Source organism: Clavibacter sp. AC415, assembly GCF_979252985.1.
Genome location: NZ_CEEDAR010000019.1, coordinates 66,845 through 87,517, shown reverse-complemented (window position 1 = coordinate 87,517; position 20,673 = coordinate 66,845). Strand labels below are relative to the sequence as shown.

General features: G+C 72.4%; 14 protein-coding genes, 1 tRNA gene and 2 pseudogenes. 12 read left to right on the top strand and 5 right to left on the bottom strand.

Annotated elements, in window-relative coordinates:
* Positions 1 to 36: 36 nt before the first annotated feature.
* The 8 genes and pseudogenes from ACZ411_RS13350 to ACZ411_RS13315 all read left to right on the top strand — a co-directional run.
* A pseudogene (locus ACZ411_RS13350) lies at positions 37 to 1,219 on the top strand (Rv2578c family radical SAM protein); the annotation flags it as partial.
* A 231-nt stretch (positions 1,220 to 1,450) separates the two neighbouring features.
* Entirely contained in the window at positions 1,451 to 1,993 is a 543-nt protein-coding gene (locus ACZ411_RS13345; RefSeq protein WP_464171201.1) for a helix-turn-helix transcriptional regulator, read from the top strand.
* Entirely contained in the window at positions 1,994 to 2,668 is a 675-nt protein-coding gene (locus ACZ411_RS13340) for a thymidine kinase (RefSeq protein ID WP_464171200.1), read from the top strand.
* A 350-nt stretch (positions 2,669 to 3,018) separates the two neighbouring features.
* The gene (locus ACZ411_RS13335; protein WP_464171199.1) at positions 3,019 to 4,413 is read left to right on the top strand and encodes a tyrosine-protein kinase domain-containing protein; all 1,395 of its coding nucleotides are present in this window, start codon (positions 3,019 to 3,021) and stop codon (positions 4,411 to 4,413) included.
* Positions 4,414 to 4,772: 359 nt separating this feature from the next.
* A complete protein-coding gene (locus ACZ411_RS13330; RefSeq protein WP_464171198.1) occupies positions 4,773 to 5,723 on the top strand; it encodes a hypothetical protein in 951 nt (316 codons plus the stop codon).
* Positions 5,606 to 7,533, top strand: a pseudogene (locus tag ACZ411_RS13325) (DUF4012 domain-containing protein). Before ACZ411_RS13330 ends, ACZ411_RS13325 begins: the two are co-directional and overlap by 118 nt.
* A gap of 87 nt (positions 7,534 to 7,620) precedes the next feature.
* Complete coding sequence (locus ACZ411_RS13320; protein ID WP_464171197.1) at positions 7,621 to 8,202, top strand: sortase; 582 nt, start codon at positions 7,621 to 7,623, stop codon at positions 8,200 to 8,202.
* Positions 8,203 to 8,507: 305 nt separating this feature from the next.
* Entirely contained in the window at positions 8,508 to 9,050 is a 543-nt protein-coding gene (locus tag ACZ411_RS13315; RefSeq protein WP_094115304.1) for a sortase, read from the top strand.
* 39 nt (positions 9,051 to 9,089) lie between these two features.
* Here the strand turns inward: ACZ411_RS13315 and ACZ411_RS13310 are convergent, their stop codons facing one another.
* Positions 9,090 to 9,629 (bottom strand): VanZ family protein, encoded by a 540-nt coding sequence (locus tag ACZ411_RS13310; RefSeq protein WP_464171196.1) that lies wholly within the window; start codon positions 9,627 to 9,629, stop codon positions 9,090 to 9,092.
* A gap of 234 nt (positions 9,630 to 9,863) precedes the next feature.
* Between ACZ411_RS13310 and ACZ411_RS13305 the strand changes: the two genes are divergently transcribed.
* Both ACZ411_RS13305 and ACZ411_RS13300 read left to right on the top strand, forming a co-directional pair.
* Entirely contained in the window at positions 9,864 to 12,191 is a 2,328-nt protein-coding gene (locus ACZ411_RS13305) for a transglycosylase domain-containing protein (RefSeq protein WP_464171195.1), read from the top strand.
* A 39-nt stretch (positions 12,192 to 12,230) separates the two neighbouring features.
* Positions 12,231 to 13,436 carry an acyltransferase family protein gene (locus ACZ411_RS13300; RefSeq protein ID WP_464171194.1) on the top strand — a complete coding sequence of 402 codons (1,206 nt, stop codon included), beginning with the start codon at positions 12,231 to 12,233 and terminating at the stop codon, positions 13,434 to 13,436.
* Positions 13,437 to 13,620: 184 nt separating this feature from the next.
* On the opposite strand, the gene ACZ411_RS13295 is transcribed toward ACZ411_RS13300, so the two are convergent.
* The 3 genes from ACZ411_RS13295 to ACZ411_RS13285 form a co-directional block, all read right to left on the bottom strand.
* A tRNA-Pro gene (locus tag ACZ411_RS13295) sits at positions 13,621 to 13,694 on the bottom strand.
* Between the two features lie 62 nt (positions 13,695 to 13,756).
* Complete coding sequence (locus ACZ411_RS13290; protein WP_094115309.1) at positions 13,757 to 14,701, bottom strand: metallophosphoesterase; 945 nt, start codon at positions 14,699 to 14,701, stop codon at positions 13,757 to 13,759.
* Complete coding sequence (locus ACZ411_RS13285; RefSeq protein ID WP_464171193.1) at positions 14,701 to 17,241, bottom strand: transglycosylase domain-containing protein; 2,541 nt, start codon at positions 17,239 to 17,241, stop codon at positions 14,701 to 14,703. The genes ACZ411_RS13290 and ACZ411_RS13285 overlap by 1 nt, the downstream gene beginning before the upstream one ends.
* 105 nt (positions 17,242 to 17,346) lie before the next feature.
* Between ACZ411_RS13285 and ACZ411_RS13280 the strand changes: the two genes are divergently transcribed.
* The gene (locus tag ACZ411_RS13280) at positions 17,347 to 17,529 is read left to right on the top strand and encodes a DUF4177 domain-containing protein (RefSeq protein WP_094115311.1); all 183 of its coding nucleotides are present in this window, start codon (positions 17,347 to 17,349) and stop codon (positions 17,527 to 17,529) included.
* Positions 17,529 to 17,993, top strand: a complete 465-nt coding sequence (locus ACZ411_RS13275) for a RidA family protein (protein ID WP_104290647.1) — start codon at positions 17,529 to 17,531, stop codon at positions 17,991 to 17,993. Before ACZ411_RS13280 ends, ACZ411_RS13275 begins: the two co-directional genes overlap by 1 nt.
* Before the next feature lie 78 nt (positions 17,994 to 18,071).
* Here ACZ411_RS13275 and acs read toward each other — a convergent pair whose 3' ends face one another.
* On the bottom strand, positions 18,072 to 20,111 hold the full coding sequence (acs, locus tag ACZ411_RS13270; protein ID WP_464171192.1) for an acetate--CoA ligase: 2,040 nt from the start codon (positions 20,109 to 20,111) through the stop codon (positions 18,072 to 18,074).
* Between the last annotated feature and the right edge of the window lie 562 nt (positions 20,112 to 20,673).

Here is a 20,673-nt window from a genome sequence, read left to right as displayed (position 1 = left end):
AGTGCAGCGCGTTCGAAAGTGTGTTCGAATGGGCGCATGAGATGGAGCTCCCAGAAGCTGTCGGACGCGAGCACCGACGCGCTGCCCGGCCTCGCGCGCCTGAGCAACCTGGTGCAGAGCGTGCGCACGCCCGAGTTCCAGGGCGTGACGTTCCACGAGGTGCTGGCGAAGTCTGCCCTCAACCGGGTGCCGGGGGAGTCGAAGGCCATGCCGTACGGCTGGACCATCAACCCGTATCGCGGGTGCACGCACGCGTGCGTCTACTGCTTCGCGCGCCCCACCCACGAGTACCTCGACCTCGACGGCGGCCGGGACTTCGACGACCAGATCGTGGTCAAGGTCAACGTGGCGGAGGTGCTCGCGCGCGAGCTGGCCAAGCCCACGTGGACGCGCGACAGCGTCGCCCTGGGCACCAACACCGACCCGTACCAGCGCGCGGAGGGCCGCTACGCGCTCATGCCGGGGATCATCGCCGCGCTGGCATCGTCCGGCACGCCGCTCTCCATCCTCACCAAGGGGACGCTGCTCCGACGTGACCTCCCGCTGCTCCAGGAGGCGTCGCGCAGCGTCCCGGTCGACCTGGCGATGAGCATCGCGGTGCTCGACGACGACCTCCAGCAGTCCGTCGAGCCGGGCACCCCCACTACCGCCGCCCGGCTCGCGACGGTCACGGCCATCCGGGAGGCGGGCCTGGACTGCACCGTCTTCATGATGCCGATCCTGCCCATGCTCACCGACTCCGTGGAGCACCTCGACCACGCGCTCACCCGGATCCGCGAGGCGGGCGGCACGCGCGTGCTGTACTCCGCCCTCTACCTGAAGCCCGGCGTGAAGGAGTGGTACCTCGAGTGGCTGGAGCGGGAGCGGCCGGACCTCGTGGGCCGCTACCTCGACCTGTACGCGCGCGGCGCCTACGCGCCGCAGGCGTACTCGCACGTGGTTGACGGCGCGCATGGGCCCGCTGGTCCGGCGTCACGGGCTGGGCGGCGGCCGCGTGGATCCGCGCACGGGCGGCGTCCTGTCCCGTGCCGACCTGCCGGGCCTCGAGGGCGCACGCACCCCCACCCCCTCCCGGCCGCGTCCCGGATGGAGCCAGGAGGGAGCGGACTCCCGGGCGACGTCCGCGCGGGGACGCGGCAGCTGGACGCCGGCACCCGCGCCGGGACCGCTCGTCGCCGCCGCGCTCCCGGCCGCCGCCGCGACCCAGGCGACCCTGTTCTTGATCCCGCGCGGCAGGTGTCCGTCCACGCACGGTGGCCCCGGCGGGGCGGAGGGCCTGGCTAAGGTTCTGGCATGACGACCCTGCGCGAGCCCGGTGCGGGGACGCGCGACGCCATCGGCCGGGCGGCGCCCGTGCCCGTCCGCATCGGCGTGCTCATGGGCCACGAGTCGGCCCTCGACGAGGTGTGCGCCATCTTCCGCCGCCGCGCCCCCGGAGGTCGACGTGGTCGTGAGCACGACCGCCTGGCTCCAGCTGGTGCGGTCGCCCCGGTTCCCCACGGACGTCGTCGTCGTGGACTACGACCTCGCGGACGCCGTCAGCCTCGAGGGCCGGGTCCGCTCCTGCCGTGCGGCCGGAGCGGCGGTCGTCGTGCTGTCGCGGTCGGGCTCCGACGAGGTCCGACGCCGGGTGCTCGAGGCGGGCGCCGCGGCCCTGCTCACCGGTCCGGTCCCCGCGGGCGACATCGTCGCCGCCGTGCGCGCTGTCGCCGCGGGTGCCCGAGCCGGCCGGGTGCGCCGCGAGGACGAGGAGTACGCGCTGGCGACCCGCGCCTTCGCGAGCCCGCGCCTCAGCCAGGGGGAGGAGCAGGCGCTGCGCCTCTACGTCACGGGATGCTCGACCCAGGACGTCGCCGCGGCCATGAACGTGCAGTACGAGACGGCCAAGACCTACCTCCGCCGCGTGCGCGCGAAGTACCGCCTGGTGGGACGCGTCGCGGGCCGGCGGGCCGACCTGATCGAACGCGCCACCGAGGACGGCTACCTTCGGTAGATGGCCAAGCTCTACTTCCGTTTCGGTGCGATGAACAGCGGCAAGAGCACCTCGATGCTCCAGGCCGCCTACAACTACGAGGAGCGCGGGCAGCACGTCCTGCTCACGAAGCCCGTGATCGACACGAAGGGCGACCGCGACATCGTGTCGCGCCTCGGTGTCCGCCGACCGGTGGACTTCCTGCTCGAACCCGACGCGGACGTGTGGCAGGAGTTCGGGATCCACCGCGAGCGGGTGCTGCAGGAGAAGGGCGGGCCGACCGCGTGCCTGCTCGTCGACGAGGCGCAGTTCCTCCGGGAGTCCCAGGTCGACGACCTGCTCCGCATCGCGATCCTCCAGGACGTGCCGGTGATCGCGTACGGCATCCGCACCGACTTCCAGACGGTGGCGTTCCCCGGGAGCCGGCGCCTGCTCGAGATCGCGCACAGCCTCGAGGAGATGAAGACGATCTGCCGTTGCGGCCGCAAGGCCGTGTTCAACGCCCGGCAGGTGGGGGAGCGCTTCATCTTCGACGGCGACCAGGTCGCCATCGACGGCGAGGACGTGACGTACATGTCGCTGTGCGGCGCCTGCTACCTCGCGGAGAGCGGGGGAGTGCTCACGAGCGGGCGACCCGTCGAGTCGAGCGCCTCGGCCTTCAGCTACCCCGTGGGACCGGACGCGGACTTCTCCTGAGACGGGCCCCGTACGGCCCTCCAGCCGGTCAGTCGCGGAGCGAGCGGAGCCCGGCGGCGGTGAGCGCCCCGGTGATGACCAGGGTCGCGAGGGGCAGGAGGGCAGCGCAGACGTCGGGCATGGGGGTCCGGATCTTCTCTTCGGGTGAGCGTTCGGCGGAGGGGAGGTGGGTGGCCTGATCCCTCCCGCCACGTTAGCGGGCCTCGCGCGACGCTCCGCCGCCCCAGATGCTGGGGCGCCTCGGCACCGTGGTCCCGAGAGCGTCGCCGCGTCCGACGGCGGGTCGCGCCTGTGGGAGCATGGCAGCGGACGCCGTTGGGGGGCGTTCCATCGACGAGGGGGAATCGCCTGTGGAACTGCGTGAGTACATCCGGATCCTGCGACGCTCGTGGATCCTGATCCTCCTCGTCCTCCTCCTCGGCGTCGGGGCGGCAGCGGGCTACTCGCTCGTCCAGACGCCGGAGTACCGGGCCACGTCCAAGGTCTTCGTGTCCACGCAGTCCGCGGGGACCGTGCAGGACCTCAGCCAGGGCAGCACGTTCACGCAGGGGGCGGTGAAGAGCTACGCCGACGTGGTCTCCACCCCGGTCGTGCTCGAGCCGGTCATCGCCCAGCTCGGCCTCAGCGCCACGGCGGAGACGCTCGAACCGAAGATCACGGCCACGGCGGCGCTCGACACGGTCATCATCGAGATCGCCGTGGAGGACGAGCAGGCCGACTCCGCCGCCACCATCGCCAACGCGGTGGCCGCGAGCTTCACCGACGTCGTCGCGGAGCTCACGCCCCTCGACGCGAACGGGCAGCCGCAGGTGAAGATCACGACCCTGCAGGAGGCCCGCATCCCGGCCGCACCCGTATCGCCCAAGGTGCCGCTCAACCTGGCGCTGGGCGCGCTCATCGGCCTCGCCATGGGCGTCGCGGTGTCCGTGCTCCGCTCCACGCTCGACACGCGCATCCGCGGCGAGCGCGACCTGCGGCTCGTCACGCACGCGCCCATCCTCGGCGGCATCGCGTTCGACCCGAAGGCGAAGGAGCGCCCGCTCATCGTCCAGTCCGACCCGCGCAGCCCGCGCGCGGAGTCGTTCCGCAGCCTCCGCACGAACCTCCAGTTCCTCGACTTCGGCGGCCGTGCCCGCAGCTTCGTCATCACCAGCGCCGTCGAGTCCGAGGGCAAGTCCACCACCAGCGCCAACCTCGCGATCGCGCTGAGCGACGCGGGCGCCCGGGTCGCCATCATCGACGCCGACCTCCGCCGCCCGAAGCTCGCCTCGTACCTCGGCCTCGAGGGCGCCGTCGGCCTCACCGACGTGCTCATCGGCCGCGCGCAGCTGAAGGACGTGCTCCAGCCGTGGGGCAACCGCAACATGTTCGTGCTGCCGGCCGGCCAGATCCCGCCCAACCCGAGCGAGCTGCTCGGGTCGCGGACCATGGTCATGCTGCTGAAGGAGCTGGAGGCCGAGTTCGACACCGTGCTCATCGACGCACCCCCGCTCCTGCCCGTCACGGACAGCGCGGTCCTGTCCAAGAGCGCGGGCGGGGCGATCCTCGTGGTCTCCGCCGGCCGGGCGCACCGCGGGCAGGTCCACGCCGCCATCGAGTCGCTGCACAGTGTCGGCGCCGAGGTCCTGGGCGTCGTCCTCACGATGCTCCCGACCAAGGGCCCGGACGCCTACGGCTACGGGCAGTACGGCTACTCCTACGTGCGCCCCGAGGGCGTCGACGGCGCCAGCCCCACCCCGGCCTGACGCCGTCCGCCGCCGGTAGGGGCGCGCCCGCGGGTCCCGTGTCGTCCCGGGCAGTCGAGCGGGGCCCTGTACCATCCGGATGACACCACCGCTCCATCCTGCATCTCCCCGCTGCTCGGACCACGGGCCCGTCCTCCCACCGGAGCGGGCCCCGGAACGTCGTGGGAACGCGTCCCGGACACCCCGCCGCCCGATCGGGCGGCGTGCCGGCCGCGAGATGCCCGCCACACCGGGAGACACCATGTCGGCTCACGCCGAGGCGCGCACGCGCCGCACCGGAGGACGCCCCTCCGCCCTCCGCACGCACCGGGCCGCGGGAGCCGATCGTGGCTAGGACCGCGCCAGACGGCCGGAAGCCCATGGCCGTCACGGGTCGCGCCCGGCGCAAGCGCCCGTCGCTCGCCCGGCTCATCCCCGGGGTCGGCGTCACGGCCGTCGTGGCCTTCCTGGTGATCGACCTGATCCTCGTCTCCGCGGCCGTCACGCGCACCGACGCCGACAAATCCGAGGGGGCGGCACCGGCCCCGACGAGCACCGCGACCGCGGAGGCCTCGCCCACCGCCGAGCCGAGCGCGAGCCCGAGCGCCGGCACCACCGCCGTCGCCGCGCCGACCGTGTTCCTCGCGGCCGGTGACGCGGAGGTCGCCTGGCGCACCACCGCCGGCTCCTGCACGGGCGAGGCGGCGCGCATCGAGACCACCATCGACGAGGGCCGGACGTGGGACGCCCGCACCACCGACTCGTTCGACGCCCGTCGCGTGCTGGCGCTCACCGTCGAGAGCCCGGACGTGGGCAGCATCGTCGCCGACGTCACGGCCGCGTGCTCCCGCACCGCGCTGCAGAGCTTCACGGGCGGGGAGTTCTGGCGCGACTCGCCGGCCCTCGCCTCCACGACGGCGTACGTCGATCCCGAGGAGCCGGGCACGATCCAGCTCGTCCAGGGTGAGCAGGACGCCCCCTGCGACGATGCCGTGCAGGTGGTCGACAGCGGTCAGGCGGCGGCGGTGCTCTGCGCGTCCGGCGCACTGCACGTCCGCTCCGGCAGCGGGGACTTCCGCCAGGTGGACGCCCCCGGCGCCCTCGCGCTCGCGCTCGGCCCCGACGGCATCCTGACGGCGGGCACGGCGGAGTCGTGCGCCGGCACGACCATCGGCCGCATCGTCCCCGCCTCGGGCGACATCAGCACCGTCGGATGCGCTCCCGCCGTGCCCACCAGCGGCCAGGTCGCCGTGTCCGCCGCGGGTCGCGACGTGTGGCTCCTCACGGGCGACGCCGTCAGCATCTCCACCGACGGAGGGGCCACCTGGTGACCTCCTCCACGATCCGCTCCCGTCGCGTGCGTCGCGGGCGACGGCCGTGGACGCGACGGAGGGTGGTCGGGACCGCGGCCGCGGTCGTCGCCCTGCTCCTCGTGCTGTGGATCGCCTGGGTCTCCGCCCGTGCGCTCCTCGCCCGGGCGGAGCTCGAGCAGGCCGTGCCGCTCGCCTCGTCCGTCCAGCGCGACCTCCTCGGAGGCGACTCCCCGGGGGCCGCCGCCGGGGTCGCGCAGCTGCGCGAGCACTCCTCCCGAGCCGTGTCCCTCACGGGCGACCCGGTGTGGGCGGCCACGGAGGCCGTCCCGCTCGTCGGCCCGAACCTCCGCGCGTTCCGCGAGATCGCGGGCGTGGTCGACCGCATCGGTGCCGACGCCCTGGAGCCCGTCGTCGGCATCGCGGGGACGCTCGACGTCGGCAGCCTCACGCCCAAGGACGGGCGGATCGACCTCGATCCGATCATCGCGGCGCAGGAGCCCGTCCGCCAGGCGGACGACGCCCTCGACACCGCCCTCGACGACGTCACGGCCATCGACACGGCCGCGACGCTCAGCCCGGTCACGGACGCCGTCACCCGGCTCCGCGAGACCGTCGGCTCCGCGGCGGACACCCTCGCGATCGTGCGACGCGTCGCCGACCTGGCACCGGCCATGCTCGGGGCGGACGGCGACCGCGAGTACCTGCTCATGTTCCAGAACAACGCGGAGGTGCGCTCCACCGGCGGCATCCCGGGGCGCTCGCGCTCGTCCGCACGGGCGGCGGGTCGTTCTCCCTCGCCCAGCAGGACTCCGCCCGCGCCTTCCCGCGGCTCGCCGAGCCGGCGCTGCCGCTCGATCCCCAGACGGCGGGCCTCTACGGCACCATCACCGGCCGGTACATGCAGGACGTGACGCTGACCCCGGAGTTCCCCGAGGCGGCGCCGCTCGCCGCCGAGATGTGGCGCCTCAAGCACGCGGACGACATCGACGGCGTCATCAGCATCGATCCCGTGGCGCTGTCGTACCTGCTCGAGGCGACCGGTCCCATCACGCTGTCGACGGGCGACGTGCTCCGCTCCGACGACGCCGTCGACCTGCTGCTCCACGACGTCTACCTGCGCTACCCCGACCCGGACGTGCAGGACGCCGTGTTCGCGAGCGTCGCCGACTCCGTCTTCTCGAAGGTCTCCTCCGGGGACGTGGACCCCGCCGCGCTGGTGAAGGCCCTGTCGCGCGCTGCCGAGGAGAGGCGGATCCTGATGTGGAACGCGCGGCCCGACGAGCAGGCGACGCTCGCGGGCACCACGTTCCAGGGCTCGCTGCCGACGGACAACAGCGAGTCGACGCAGTTCGGCGTCTTCCTCAACGACGCCACCGGCGCGAAGATGGACTACTTCCTGACGCTCGAGACCACGCAGGCCATGGCCATGTGCCGCGACGACGGCCGGCCGAACTACCGCACCGAGGTGACCCTCGGATCGACGGCCCCGGCGGACGCGGCGTCGCTCCCGCTCGTGGTGACCGGGGGAGGGGTCTACGGCGTCGCGCCCGGGGACATCAAGACCCGGGTGGCGGTCTACGGTCCCCCCGGCACGGTGCCGCTGAGCGTCCGCATCGACGACGAGGTCGTCGACTTCCAGCCGGAGATCGTCGGCGGGCGCGCGGTGGCCCAGGTCGAGGTGACGCTCAGCCCCGGCCAGCGCGTCAGCATTTCCGTGGACACGCTGGGGGACAAAAGGACCGACACCCCCCTGTCGATCGTCACCACCCCCGTGATTAACGCGATCGAAACACGATTCCGCTCCCTGTCCTGCGACGCATCCCAGTAGTGTCCTCGGTGGGGAAATCGATCGACGACGGACCCGAGTCCGTCGAGGCACCCCTGTGCACCAGCAATCACATCCAGGGGGAACCACATGCTCAAGAAGATCCTCGCCGGGGCGGCCATCGCCCTCGCCGCGACGTTCACCGTCTCGACCGCCGCCATGGCGGACCCGTACACGCCCGAGGGCGGCGTCACCGTCAGCGACCCGACCGTCGCGCCCGGCCAGAGCACGGTCCTGTCCTTCGCGGACGGCTCCTTCGCTCCCGTCGTGCCCGTCACGGTCACCATCACCGGTGAGGACGCGGCCAACGCCACGCTCGCCTCGTTCCGCACGGCTCCCATGGCCGTCACGAGCAACTCCATCACCAAGACGTCGACCAACGCCGGCGGCCTCCGCGTCACCGTCACGCTGCCCGCCGGTTCCGCCTCGGGCTCCTACGCCCTGACCGGCACCGACACGCAGGGCAACACCGTCTCCACGACGATCTCCGTCGTCGCGGCTGCCGGCACCGGCACCGCCACGGGCTCCGGTTCGGACGGCGCCGCGGGCCTGCCGGTCACCGGCGGCCAGCTGCCCGTCGTCCTCATCTGGACCGGCGGCGGCCTGCTGCTCCTCGGTGCCGCCCTCGTCGCGGTCCTCGCGACGGTCCGTCGCCAGCGCACCACGGTCTGACCCGCATCAGATCCCGCGTCGCCTGACTCCCTCCGGAGCGGTGCGACGGAAGGCCCCGAGGCATCGCCTCGGGGCCTTCCGCCGTCTCCGGGGTGCCCCATGGCCCCAGTCCGGGGTCCATCTCGCCCCCGTCCCGCCTTCGGGGAGCCGGTCGCGTATAGCATCGCGACCGTGGGTTTACCCGACCCGCTGTCTGCCCTATGGCGTCGACCCGAAATCGCGCGCCGCGGACACCACCGCCCCGAGGCGATACCCGTCGTGCCCCGCACGTCCGTCTCGGGCGTATCAGTGAAGGCACACCCGAGATGCTCGCCAAGACCCTGGCGGGCGCGTTCGTCGCGCTCGCGCTCACCGCTTCCGCCCCTCTCGCCGCCCAGGCGGAGGACTACGTCCCCACGGACTCCGGCCTCTCCTGCGCCGGCATGTCCGTGACCCCCGCGGCCGTCGCGCCCGGGCAGTCCGTCACCCTCACGGGTGCGGCCGGTGCGTTCACGCCGGGCGAGACCGTCGCCCTGCGCCTCTCCGCCGCGGCCGGCGCGCCCGCCGCCGCCGGCGACCCGGCCGCGTCCGTCGTCGCCGCCGCGGACGGCTCCGTCTCCGGCACGCTCGTCGTCCCGACCACGGCCACCGGCACCTGGCGCGCCAACGAGACCGCCGCGTCGGGCGACCACTGGTGCGGCCTCGTCTCCGTCGTGCCGGCCAGCTCGAGCACCGCGGCCGCGTCCGGATCGCTCCCCATCACCGGCGGCACGTTGCCGACCGGCCTCGCGATCACCGGCGGCGGCCTGCTCCTCGCCGGCGCCGCCGCCGCGGGCATCGCCACGGCCCGTCGCCGTCGGGCCTCCTGACCCGCGACATCGCATGACCCCCGACGCGAGCGGATCCGATCACGACCGGATCCGCCCGCGTCGTCGCGTGCGGGCGGCGAGCAGGGAGGCCGCGCCGGCGCCCAGGAGCGCGCCGAGCCCGTTGGCCGCCACGTCCGCGAGGGAGGCCACGCGCGCCGGCAGGAACGCGCCCTGCGCCAGCTCGACCGCGATCGACAGCACGGTGCCCGCTACCCCGACCACGAGCCAGCGACGGCTCCCCAGGGCGAGGACGCCGAGCATCCCCAGGGGCGCGAACAGGACCACGTTCGCCGCCGACTCGATCATCGCGTAGCGGAAGCCCGGCAGGCCGTGGTGCTGCAGGAAGCGGACGCCGCGCATCAGCGTCGGGTACGCACCGCGGTCGACGCTGTCCGGGGCGAGCGTGACCAGGGCCACGATCCCGACGTAGGCGAGCAGGAGGAGGGCCGCCTGACGGTGCCGCCGGCGCCGCCGCTCCCGATCCCGCACGGCGCCCCAGGTCGAGCGGTCCGGCATCGCGTCCCGCTCCCCGCGCGGACACGGCGCGCGCCGTCGGGGATCGGGGGCGAGGGGGTCCATGAGGGCGGCAGCCTAGCAACGCGGACCCGCCCCGGGACGGCGTGCCGGACAGCCCGCTCGGGCTCCGCGAGCTCCTCGACTCCCGCCTCCGGACCCCGTCGCCGTTCGCGGAACGGCTACACGCCGGGCCCGCGCCGACCGATGATGAGGGCACTCATCACATTTCGGCCACGGGCAGCTGGGACCATCCCCGGGGCGGATGCCCGACCTCCGAGCGCGGGTTAGATTCGTACCATGAGGAAAACTGACCTGACCATCTCGACCCGGTTGGGCGCGTTCCTCGGACTCGTCGGCATGAGCACGATCGCCGGCGTGCTCGTCGCCGCCATGGTGACCCCCGCCATCGCCGTCTCCGGCATCGCGGCCAACAGCACCATCGGCGTGTTCGAGGACATCCCGGACAACCTGCAGATCGACAACCTCGCGCAGAAGACCGTGCTGTTCGCCAAGCAGGGCGACAGCCAAGTGCCCTTCGCCGAGTTCTTCTCGCAGGACCGCGAGGAGGTCCCGTGGGAGGCCGTCTCGCAGTTCGCGAAGGACGCCGCGATCGCCACCGAGGACCCCCGGTACTACGAGCACGGCGGCGTCGACGTGCTGTCGGCCGCCCGCGCGCTCGCGCAGAACGTGCTCAACGACGAGGTGCAGTCCGGCGCCTCGACCATCACGATGCAGTACGTCCGGAACGTCCTGGTCCAGAAGGCGCAGAACATGGTCGACTCCACGGACGAGGAGCAGCAGGCCGCCGGCCGGAAGGCCTTCCAGGAGGCCACGCAGCCCGACATGCCCCGCAAGCTCAAGGAGATGCGGATGGCGATCGGGGTGGAGAAGAAGTACTCCAAGAACGAGATCCTCCTCGCCTACCTCAACATCGCGAACTTCGGCAGCCGGGTCTACGGCATCGAGTCGGCCGCGCGGTACTACTTCAACGTCTCCGCCGCGGACCTCAACCTGGAGCAGGCCGCGAGCCTCATCGCGACGGTCAACGCTCCCGAGATCTACAAGATCGACAACCCGGAGAACCTCGAGCGCAACAAGGCCCGCCGCGACCTCCTGCTGAGCAACATGCTCAAGGAGCAGAAGATCACGCAGGAGCAGTACGACGTGGCCGCCGCCGCGGAGATCACGCCGACGATCACGCCCTCCACGAGCGGCTGCATCCAGGCGAACCCGATCTCGGCCGCGTACTTCTGCGACTACGTGAAGAACGAGATCCTCACCAACCCCGAGTTCGGGGAGACCGCCTCCGACCGCGACGCGCTGCTGAAGCGCGGTGGCCTGCAGGTCTACACGACCCTCGACCTCGACATCCAGGCCAACGCGGCCGACCAGATGCGCAAGCAGGTGCCGACCACGGCGCGCTTCACGCAGATCGGCGGATCCGTGGTCTCCCGCGAGGTGAAGACGGGCCGAGTGATCGCGATGGCGCAGAACACCGACTACGGCGTCGCGACCGACCAGCCGGGCGTGACCGAGATCAACTACTCCGCTGACAAGGCGCACGGCGGGAGCGCCGGGTTCCAGGTCGGCTCGACGTACAAGATCTTCACGCTCGTCGACTGGCTCAAGGCCGGGAAGTCCATCTACCAGACGGTCAACGCCTCCAAGACCACGTGGTCGGCCAGCGAGTTCACCCGGTGCGGCGACAACCTCGCCGGCTCCCCGGACTACAAGGTGACCAACGACACCAACACCGGCGGCACCTCGAACCAGAACGTCCTCGCCGCGACCGTCGCCTCAGTCAACTCGGCCTTCGTCGCGATGGCGAGCCAGCTGGACCTCTGCGACATCAGCAAGACCGCCACGGACATGGGTGCCTACAACGCGGACAAGCGCGACCTGTCGAGCTTCCCGTCCGACGTGGTCGGCTCGGGCGGCAACACCGTCGCCCCGCTGCAGATGGCCACCGCCTTCGCCTCCGTCGCGAACCAGGGCACCATGTGCCCGCCCATCGCGATCGACAAGGTCGTCCTCCCGGACGACAGCGAGCTGGTCACGCCGAAGAGCGCGTGCGCGCAGGCGATGAGCCCCGAGGTCGCCAACACGGCCGCCTTCGCCCTCAAGGCCGTCATGGGCGGCACGGGAGCGGCGTCCAACCCCCGCGACGGGACGCAGATCATGGGCAAGACGGGCACGACCGACCGCTCGAAGGACACCTGGTTCGTCGGATCCTCCACCGAGGTCACCACCGCGGTGTGGGTGGGCAACGTCGAGGGCTTCGCGTCCATGCGCCGCAACGTGCTCAACGGGTCCGCCGCGGACAGCGCGCGTCACCGCATCTTCAAGCCGCTGCAGACCTTCATCGACGACCGGTATCCCGCCGAGGACTTCCCGGCGCCCGCCAGCACGCTGACGAAGCGACCGTACGTGGCCCCCGCGCCGAAGCCGACGCAGTCCGCCGCCCCGACGGCACCCAGGCGCCGGCCGCTCCGGCGCCGGCGGAGCCCGCACCTCCCGCGGAGGGATGAGCCCGCGCTCGATGGGGAGCGCGCGCCGACGGCCGTCGCCTCCGGGCGGCGGCCGTCGTGCTGTCCGCCCTCCGGCCCTCGAGGACGGGCCTCGTAGACTGGACGACCGCCGTACCACCGAGCCGGGAAGGCCATCATGACCGGGACCCCGACGTCCGCTCCCGCCCGCGTGCGCACGCTGCTGCCCGGCATCGAGGGCCTCCGGGGCGTGGCGGCCATCGCCGTCCTCCTGTACCACGTGCAGCGCCAGCTCGCCCGCCCCACGACCGACGTCCCGCTCGTCGGCGAGGTCGCGTTCTTCAGCCACGGAGTGACGCTCTTCTTCGTGCTCAGCGGCTTCCTGCTGTTCCTGCCCTTCGCGCGGAGCCTCATCGACGGCGGGCCCCTGCCGCGGCTGTCGCGCTACGCCGCGAACCGGGCGCTGCGGGTGTTCCCGGGCTACATCGTCGTGCTGCTCCTCGTGAGCCTCGTCCTCCGCGTCGCGATCCTGCCCCGCGACACCCGCGACGCCGGCCTGGAGATCGGCACCCTCGGACCCGTCGACACCGTCCTCAACGCGCTGCTGCTGCAGGGCTACGCACCTCGCACGCTGCGGAGCGGCATCGAGGTCGCGTGGACCCTGGCGGTGGAGGTCTGCTTCTACGTGCTGCTGCCCATCGTCGCCGTCCTCGCCGCGCGGCTGCTGCGGGGCAGGGGCACGTGGGTCCGCGCCCTGGCTCCGGCCGTCGTGCTGCTCGTGATCGGCATGGCCGGCAAGGTGTGGTCCATGATGGCGCAGGCGCCGCTCGGGCATCAGGGGCGCCTGGCGAGCGAGTGGGGCGCCACCGGGGAGGCCGTCGCGAACCGCAGCATCCTGACCCACGCCGACCTCTTCGCCTACGGCATGGCCGCCGCCGTGGTCCTGCTCACCCTGTCCGCGGACGAGAGCCTCCGCGACCGCCTCGCAGCCTGGCGCGTGCCCGTCGGCATCGCCGCCGCGGTGATCATCGTCGTCGCCTCCGAAGCGCCCGTCGAGGCGTTCGAGGAGAGCCTCGTGGCGGCCTCCTGCGCCGCCCTCCTGCTCATCGTCGCGCTGCCGCGCCGCGGTGGCTCCCTCGGCCCGGTCACGCGCTTCCTGGAGCTCCGGTGGATCGCCTGGCTCGGCACGATCTCGTTCAGCGTCTACCTGTGGCACCTGCCGGTGATCCGCTTCCTCCGCCGGGCGGGCCTCGTGCTGCCCGACACGGTCGCGGGCTTCGCGCTGAACACGCTCGTGGTCGGCGCCGTCACCCTCGCGCTCTCCGCGGCCACGTACTACGCGATCGAGCGCCCGGCGCTGCGGCTCAAGCCCGGGTCACGCTAGGAGGCCCCCGTGCATGCCGCTCGCGCCTGTGCGTGCGCAGTGCGCGTGTCCGATGTCACGGGGCGGTCGCCGGACACGGTCCCCGAGCCCGGACGGTGCCCCGTACGACGACGAAGGGCCGCTCCCTGGGGGAGCGGCCCTTCGTCATGATGCTGGTCGTGCTGTGCCTCTGCGAGGCGGTGTGTCGGGGTAACAGGATTTGAACCTGCGACCTCTTCGTCCCGAACGAAGCGCGCTACCAAACTGCGCCACACCCCGATGGCCCGAGGGCCGGGCTCTACGATACCCGATGTTCCGGGGTCCCGCGTACGCCGCGGGCGTCAGACGGCCGTGAGCGTCACGAGCGTCGCCTCGGGGTAGCAGGCGAAGCGCACCGGAGCGTAGATCGAGGTGCCGAGGCCGGCGCTCACGTGCAGGTAGGAGGCCCTGTCGGCGTGCGGCCAGACGCTGAGCCCCTTGACCTGGCGGCGCGGGATGTCGCAGTTGGTGACCAGGGCGCCGTACCCGGGGACGCAGACCTGGCCGCCGTGGGTGTGCCCGGCGAAGATCATCCGGGCGCCGTTGGTGACGAAGGAGTCGAGCACGCGGCGGTAGGGCGCATGCGCGACGCCGACGGAGACCACGGGGGCGCCGGACGACTCCTGGTAGGCGTCGTCGTCCTCGCGCAGCGCGTCGAGGGCACCGGGGAGCGCCTCGAGCCGGTCGAAGTCCCGGTGCGGGTCGTCGACGCCGAAGAGCTCCAGCAGTGTGCCGTTGACCTCGATGGCGCCCGCGGCGTTGTTGAGGTCGAGCCAGCCGAGCGACGCGTAGAGCCGTTCGAGCCGGGGGAGGTCGAGGTCCGCCGGGCGCTGCGTCGCGTGCGTGTTCGCGGTGAAGTACTTGAACGGGTTCTTCATCATCGGCCCGTAGTAGTCGTTCGAGCCGTGCACGAAGACGCCCGGGATGCCGCGGAACGCCTCGAGGGTCTCCTCGACCGCGACGATGCCCTGCTCGTGGCCGGTGTTGTCGCCCGTGTCGACCACCAGATCCGGACGCAGGTCCGCGAGCTCGCGCACCCACCGCTGCTTCTTGTGCTGCCATGGCGCCATGTGCATGTCGGAGAGGTGGAGCACGCGGATGGGGTCGGAGCCCACGGGGAGCACCGGCACGGTCACCTCGCGGAGCGTGAAGCGGCGCCGCTCGTAGAAGGAGGCGTACGCGAAGACGGCCGCGCCGGCGGCCGCGAGACCGCCGGCGGTGCGCGCGAGGGCGCCGATCACGCCCATCAGCTGCGTCCCACGTAGAGCGTCACGGGACCGCTGCTCTGCTCACCGGCGGCGGGCTCGGTGCGCGTCACCCGGCCGATCTGGGAGTTGTCCTGCACCTGCTCCTGCGCGATGGTCACGTCGAAGCCGGCCGCACGCAGCGCCTGGCGGGCGCCCGTGAGGTCCTGGCCGCCGACGTCCGGGACGGTGCCGGGCGTGCCCTGCTGCGCGCCCTGGTCGGGGCCGCTGCTGGTGAACACGGTGACGGTCGATCCGCGCGCGGCGTTCGCGCCGGCGCCCGGATCGGACCCGGAGACCTGCCCGGCGGGGACGCTCGAGGAGGCGCGGGCGCCACCCTGGGCGAAGCTCAGACCCGCGCCCTCGATGGCCGACTGCGCGTTCGCGAGCGACATGCCCGACACGTCCGGCACCTGGACGGTGGGGGTGCGGGTGAGCTCGGATGCCGGGCCGGGGAACGACTGGCCCCCGTACGCGGCGTTGACGGACTGCATGAACGGCTTCCACACGGCGAAGCGCGCCGTGGACATGAGCTGCCCGCTCGGGAGCCGGGTGGTGCGCTGGCGGATGTCCTGGCCCGTGGAGCTGCCCACCCAGATGGCGGTGGTCACCTCGGTGCTGGAGCCCACGAACCAGGTGTCCTTCGCCCGGTCCGTGGTTCCGGTCTTGCCGATGAGGGGCGTGCCGTCGTTCGTGTTCGCCGCGGCGCCGGTGGCGCTCATGACGCCCGCGAGGGCGTAGGCCGCGGTGCGCGCGACGTCGGCGCTCACGGCCTCACGGCAGTTCGCGGACGGCGGCGTGATCTCGGTCTCGTCGGGGAGCACGACCTTGTCGATGAGGATCGGGTCGCACGTGGTGCCGTTGTTCGCGACCGTCGCGTAGGCCTGCGCCATGGTGAGGGGCGCGATGTTGTTGCCGCCCGAGCCGATGATGTCGGAGACGTAGTTGGAGAGCTCCGTGTCGGGCACGGCCTGGTGGATGCCGATGGCCTTCGCCGTCTTCCCGATGCCGCACATGTCGAGCTCCGAGGCCATGGCCATGAACGCCGTGTTGGTGGAGTTCGCGGTGCCCGACATGACCGTGCGGTTGGCGCCCGGAGCCGCGCCGTCGTTGGTCACCCGGAGGACGTCGGACCCGAGGTTGCCCCCGGTGCACGAGTCCTGGAAGTCGCGTCCGCTCCACGTGCCGTTGGAGGAGCGCACGACCTCGTTGACCGAGTGCCCCTCGTTCAGCCACTCGAGCAGGGTCACGAGCTTGTACGTGGATCCCACCTGGAACCCGCGCGATCCGCCGTAGTCCTGGTCGGTGTTGTAGTTGACGCTGGTGACGCCGGCCCCGCCGCCGTTCCCGTAGTCGGTGTTCTGCACCATCGCGATGACGCGACCGGTCTTCGCCTCGACGCTCGTCATGGCGGATCCGACGGCGATGCTGTTCATCGTGGTGGGGATCTGCGCGCGCATGTCGTCCGTGGCCTTGGCCTGCAGGTCGAGGTTGAGCGTGGTGTAGATCTTGTAGCCGTTGCGGTTCAGGTTGTTGGTGCGCTCGGTCTCGTCCTTGCCGAACTCGTCCGAGTTCTCGACCGTGTACTTCACGGCGTCGCAGAAGTACGCGGCGCTGGCGGGCTGGGCCGCATTGCAGCCGCTCACAGACGGCGTGATGGCCGGCGTCACGGGGGTGGCGATCGCCTCGTCGCGCTGCTCCTGCGTGATGCTGTGGTGCTTCAGCATGTTGTCGATGAGGATGTCGCGCCGCTCCTGGTTGGCGGGGATGTTGCCCGGCTCGTCGATGCGGAGCGCGACGGGGTAGTTGACGGTGGCGACGAGGCTGGCGGCCTGCGCGATGCTGAGGTCCTTCGCGTCGACGCCGTAGTAGTACCGGGCGGCCGACTGGATGCCGTAGACGCTGCCGCCGTAGTTCGCGATGTTGAGGTAGCCCAGGAGGATGTCGTTCTTGGAGAACTTCTTCTCCAGGCCGATCGCGAGGCGCATCTCCTTGAGCTTGCGGGCGGTCGACTCCTGCGTCGCCTCCTCGTAGGCCTTCTTGCCCGCCTCCTGGTCGGTCGCCGCGAGGGTCTCCGCCTTCTGCACGAGCACGTTCTTGACGTACTGCATGGTGATGGTGCTGGCGCCGGACTGCACGCCGCCGCCGATCACGTTCTGGGCGAGGGCGCGGAACGTGGACTGCACGTCGACGCCGCCGTGCTCGTAGAAGCGGGGGTCCTCCGTGTCGACGGCCGCGGCCTTCGCGTTGTCGGAGACCTCGTCCCACCCGACCTCCTCGCGGTTCTGCGCGTAGAACTCGGCGAACTTCACGGGCTGGCCGCCCTGCGTGGCGTACAGCTCGGTCTTCTGGGCGAGGTTGTCGATCTGCAGGTAGTCGGGCAGGTCCTCGAAGAGCCCGATCGTGTTGTTGGCAGCCAGGCTCGTGACGGCGATGGCCGGGGTGACCATCGCGGCGACGAGCACGCCGGCGACGGCGCTCATGCCGAGGACGCCCGTGAGCGCGGCGGCGACGCGGCCGGGCGTGTTCTTCGAAGCAGACATAGACTCCAGAGTACGGGAAGGGTGTATGGGAACCCGTGAGACCTGTGCGCCGGCCGCCCGCGCCCGTCCCGTCATGCATCCAGACCCGACCGGCAAGGAGCCGAGATGACCGCAACGCCCGGGCAGTGGGAGTACCTCACCACGCCGCTGATGATCCACAACACCGCCGCCATCCTCAACACGTGGGGTTCGCAGGGCTGGGAGCTCGTGCAGGTCGTCACCGGCCCCGAGGGCGGGCTCGTCGCGTACATGAAGCGCCCCGTCGCCGACGCCGAGCACGGCGCCTGATGCGCGCGATCTCCGACCGGCTCGCCGAGCTCGGCATCGAGCTGCCGGCGGTCGCCGCGCCCGTCGCCGCCTACGTCCCCGCCGTCGTCCACGGCGGCCTCGTCTACACGAGCGGGCAGCTGCCGTTCGTCGACGGCGCGCTCGCCGCGACCGGCAAGGTCGGCGCCGAGGTGTCCGCCGAGGACGCGAAGGCGCACGCCCGCACCTGCGCGCTCAACGGGCTCGCGGCGGCCGCGGATGCCGCGGGCGGCGTCGACCGCATCGCGCGCGTGGTCAAGGTCACGGGCTTCGTCGCCTCGGCCGAGGGCTTCACCGGGCAGCCCGGCGTGATCAACGGCGCCAGCGAGGTGCTGGGGGAGATCCTCGGCGACGCCGGGATCCACGCCCGCTCCGCCGTCGGCGTGGCGGAGCTGCCGCTCGGCTCGCCCGTCGAGGTCGAGCTCGTGGTGGCGCTCGTCGAGTAGCCGCGGGCGCCTCGAGGGCGGACGTGCAGGAGGGCCGGGTGCACGCGCCAGGCCCTCCTGCACGTCCGCGAGAGCCGGTCAGCCGGCGTTCATCCGCTCGCTGATGACCTGCATTACCTGCGAGTCGGCCAGCGTCGTGGTGTCGCCGATCGCCCGGCCCTCCGCCACGTCCCGCAGCAGCCGGCGCATGATCTTGCCCGAGCGCGTCTTCGGCAGCTCCTGCACCACGAACACGCGGCGCGGCTTCGCGATGGCGCCGATCTGGTCGGCGACGTGCTTCCGCAGCAGCTCGTTCGGGTCCTCGTCGCCGAGCGCGCTCGCCTCGGCCGAGCGGAGGATCACGAACGCCACGACGGCCTGCCCGGTCGCCTCGTCGGACGCGCCGACCACGGCCGCCTCGGCCACGTACGGGTGCGCGACGAGGGAGGACTCGATCTCCGCGGTCGACAGCCGGTGGCCGGAGACGTTCATCACGTCGTCCACCCGTCCGAGGAGCCAGATGTCGCCGTCCTCGTCGAGCCGGGCCCCGTCGCCGGCGAAGTAGCGGTCCCCGAAGCGGTCCCAGTACGTCTCGCGGTACCGCTCCGGGTCGCCCCAGATGCCGCGCAGCATGCCCGGCCAGGGCTCGGTGACGACCAGGAGGCCGCTCTCGCCGCGTGCCACGGGCTCGCCCTGGTCGTCGACCACGGCGACCTCGATGCCCGGGATGGGCGTCTGCGCCGACCCCGGCTTGGTCGCGGTGATGCCGGGGAGCGCCGAGATCATGATCCCGCCCGTCTCCGTCTGCCACCACGTGTCGACCACGGGCACGTCGCCGCCGCCGATGACGTCGCGGTACCAGCGCCACGCCTCCGGGTTGATGGGCTCGCCGACCGAGCCGAGGAGTCGCAGGGAGGAGAGGTCGCGCCCGTCGGGGATCTCGCGGCCCGTCTTCATGAAGGAGCGGATCGCCGTGGGCGCCGCGTAGAGGATCGTCACGCCGTGCTTCTCGACGATGTCCCACCAGCGGCCGGGCGCGGGGGTGTCGGGCGTGCCCTCGTAGATCACCTGCGTGGCGCCGTTGGCCAGCGGGCCGTAGACGACGTAGCTGTGACCGGTGACCCAGCCGACGTCCGCCGTGCACCAGTACACGTCGGTCTCCGGGTGCAGGTCGAAGACGTTGCGGTGCGTGTACGCGGCCTGCGTGAGGTAGCCGCCCGAGGTGTGCAGGATGCCCTTCGGCTTCCCGGTGGTGCCGCTCGTGTACAGGATGAAGAGGGGGTGCTCGGCCTCGAACGACTCCGCCTCGTGCTCCGCCGACGCCTCGGCGAGGCGCTCGTGCCACCAGAGGTCGCGGGAGTCGTCCCAGTCGACCTCGTTCTCGCCCCGGCGCACGACCAGGACGTGCTCGACGGATCCGGCGGAGCCGACCAGGGCCGCGTCGACCGCAGGCTTCAGCGGGAAGACCTTGCCCTTGCGCCAGCCGCCGTCCGCGGTGATGACCACGCGCGCCGCGGCGTCGTCGATCCGGGCGCGGAGGCTCTCGGCGCTGAAGCCGCCGAAGACGACGGAGTGGACGGCGCCGATGCGCGCGACGGCCAGCATCGCGATGACGGCCTCGGGGACCATCGGCAGGTAGATCGCGACGCGGTCGCCGGCGACGACGCCCAGCTCGAGCAGCGCGTTGGCGGCGCGCTTCACCTCGGCGGTGAGCTCGGCGTAGGTGAGGTCGCGGGTGTCGCCCGGCTCGCCCTCCCAGTGCAGCGCGACGCGCTCGCCGTTCCCGGCGGCCACGTGACGGTCGAGGCAGTTGTAGGCGACGTTCAGCCGGCCCTCGGGGAACCAGCGGGCCACGGGGGCGTCCGACCAGTCGAGGACCGTCTCGAACGGGGTCTCCCACGTGACGAGCTCGCGGGCGCGGTCGGCCCAGAATCCGAGGCGGTCGGCCGCCGCGGACTCGGCGAGGGACTCGTCGGCGACGCGGGTGGCGCGGAAGGCGTCCGACGGCGGATGCACGGGTCCTGCGTGGGGCGGTCCCGGTGGCGTGGAGGCGGACGTCGTCCCCTCCTCGTCCTCGTCGCGCAGGGCGGTGCCGGATGCTCCGGGCTCGGTCGATTCGGGGTTCGTGGACATCGTCATCCTCTCCGCGACCCACGTTAGCGGGTGCCCGGGGCGGCGCCCGGAGGCTCCGACAGTGGGATGGCGGGCGTCCGTTGCCGGGAGTCCGATGAATGATCGGCCAGAACACGCTCAACCCTCCCGTAGCGGGAGGAGTGCGGCGTATGCTCGACCCGTCGAGCCGAGCTCGACGTGTGGCGAATTCTGGATTCCCCCGATCCGTCGTCACGTGGCGGCGCCTGTTCCCCCGATGGGCGCCGCCCCTCTCTTCTTGCGACCAGCAGCCGGGCCGATGCCGCCGTCGACGTCCTCCCCAGCTCGTTCGTCCCTGTGGACCCCACGGCCGTCGGCCGTCATGATCCCGTCCTGCGCTCGGCACCTAGCCTCCCCGCATGAGCGAGTGGCACGCATCCGCCGACCGTGGCGGCACCGTCCCCGGATCGGCGCCGGGGTCAGGGTACGGGGCGCACGGACCACCCGATGCGGATGCTCCCCACGGCGATGACGCACGACCCCGTGCCGCGGTGCGCTCCCGGTCATCTGCGACGGCGACGTTCGTCCCGCGCGTCCGCGTGCCCGCTCG

What these genes read in the sequence shown, in the direction of transcription:
- ACZ411_RS13340 (WP_464171200.1), top strand. Translation starts at nt 1,994, where the DNA reads ATGGCCAAGCTCTACTTCCGTTTCGGTGCGATGAACAGCGGCAAGAGC.
- ACZ411_RS13330 (WP_464171198.1), top strand. Translation starts at nt 4,773, where the DNA reads ATGGCCGTCACGGGTCGCGCCCGGCGCAAGCGCCCGTCGCTCGCCCGG.
- ACZ411_RS13320 (WP_464171197.1), top strand. Translation starts at nt 7,621, where the DNA reads ATGCTCAAGAAGATCCTCGCCGGGGCGGCCATCGCCCTCGCCGCGACG.
- ACZ411_RS13315 (WP_094115304.1), top strand. Translation starts at nt 8,508, where the DNA reads ATGCTCGCCAAGACCCTGGCGGGCGCGTTCGTCGCGCTCGCGCTCACC.
- ACZ411_RS13310 (WP_464171196.1), bottom strand. Translation starts at nt 9,629, where the DNA reads ATGGACCCCCTCGCCCCCGATCCCCGACGGCGCGCGCCGTGTCCGCGC.
- ACZ411_RS13305 (WP_464171195.1), top strand. Translation starts at nt 9,864, where the DNA reads ATGAGGAAAACTGACCTGACCATCTCGACCCGGTTGGGCGCGTTCCTC.
- ACZ411_RS13300 (WP_464171194.1), top strand. Translation starts at nt 12,231, where the DNA reads ATGACCGGGACCCCGACGTCCGCTCCCGCCCGCGTGCGCACGCTGCTG.
- ACZ411_RS13290 (WP_094115309.1), bottom strand. Translation starts at nt 14,701, where the DNA reads ATGGGCGTGATCGGCGCCCTCGCGCGCACCGCCGGCGGTCTCGCGGCC.
- ACZ411_RS13285 (WP_464171193.1), bottom strand. Translation starts at nt 17,241, where the DNA reads ATGTCTGCTTCGAAGAACACGCCCGGCCGCGTCGCCGCCGCGCTCACG.
- ACZ411_RS13280 (WP_094115311.1), top strand. Translation starts at nt 17,347, where the DNA reads ATGACCGCAACGCCCGGGCAGTGGGAGTACCTCACCACGCCGCTGATG.
- ACZ411_RS13275 (WP_104290647.1), top strand. Translation starts at nt 17,529, where the DNA reads ATGCGCGCGATCTCCGACCGGCTCGCCGAGCTCGGCATCGAGCTGCCG.
- acs (WP_464171192.1), bottom strand. Translation starts at nt 20,111, where the DNA reads ATGACGATGTCCACGAACCCCGAATCGACCGAGCCCGGAGCATCCGGC.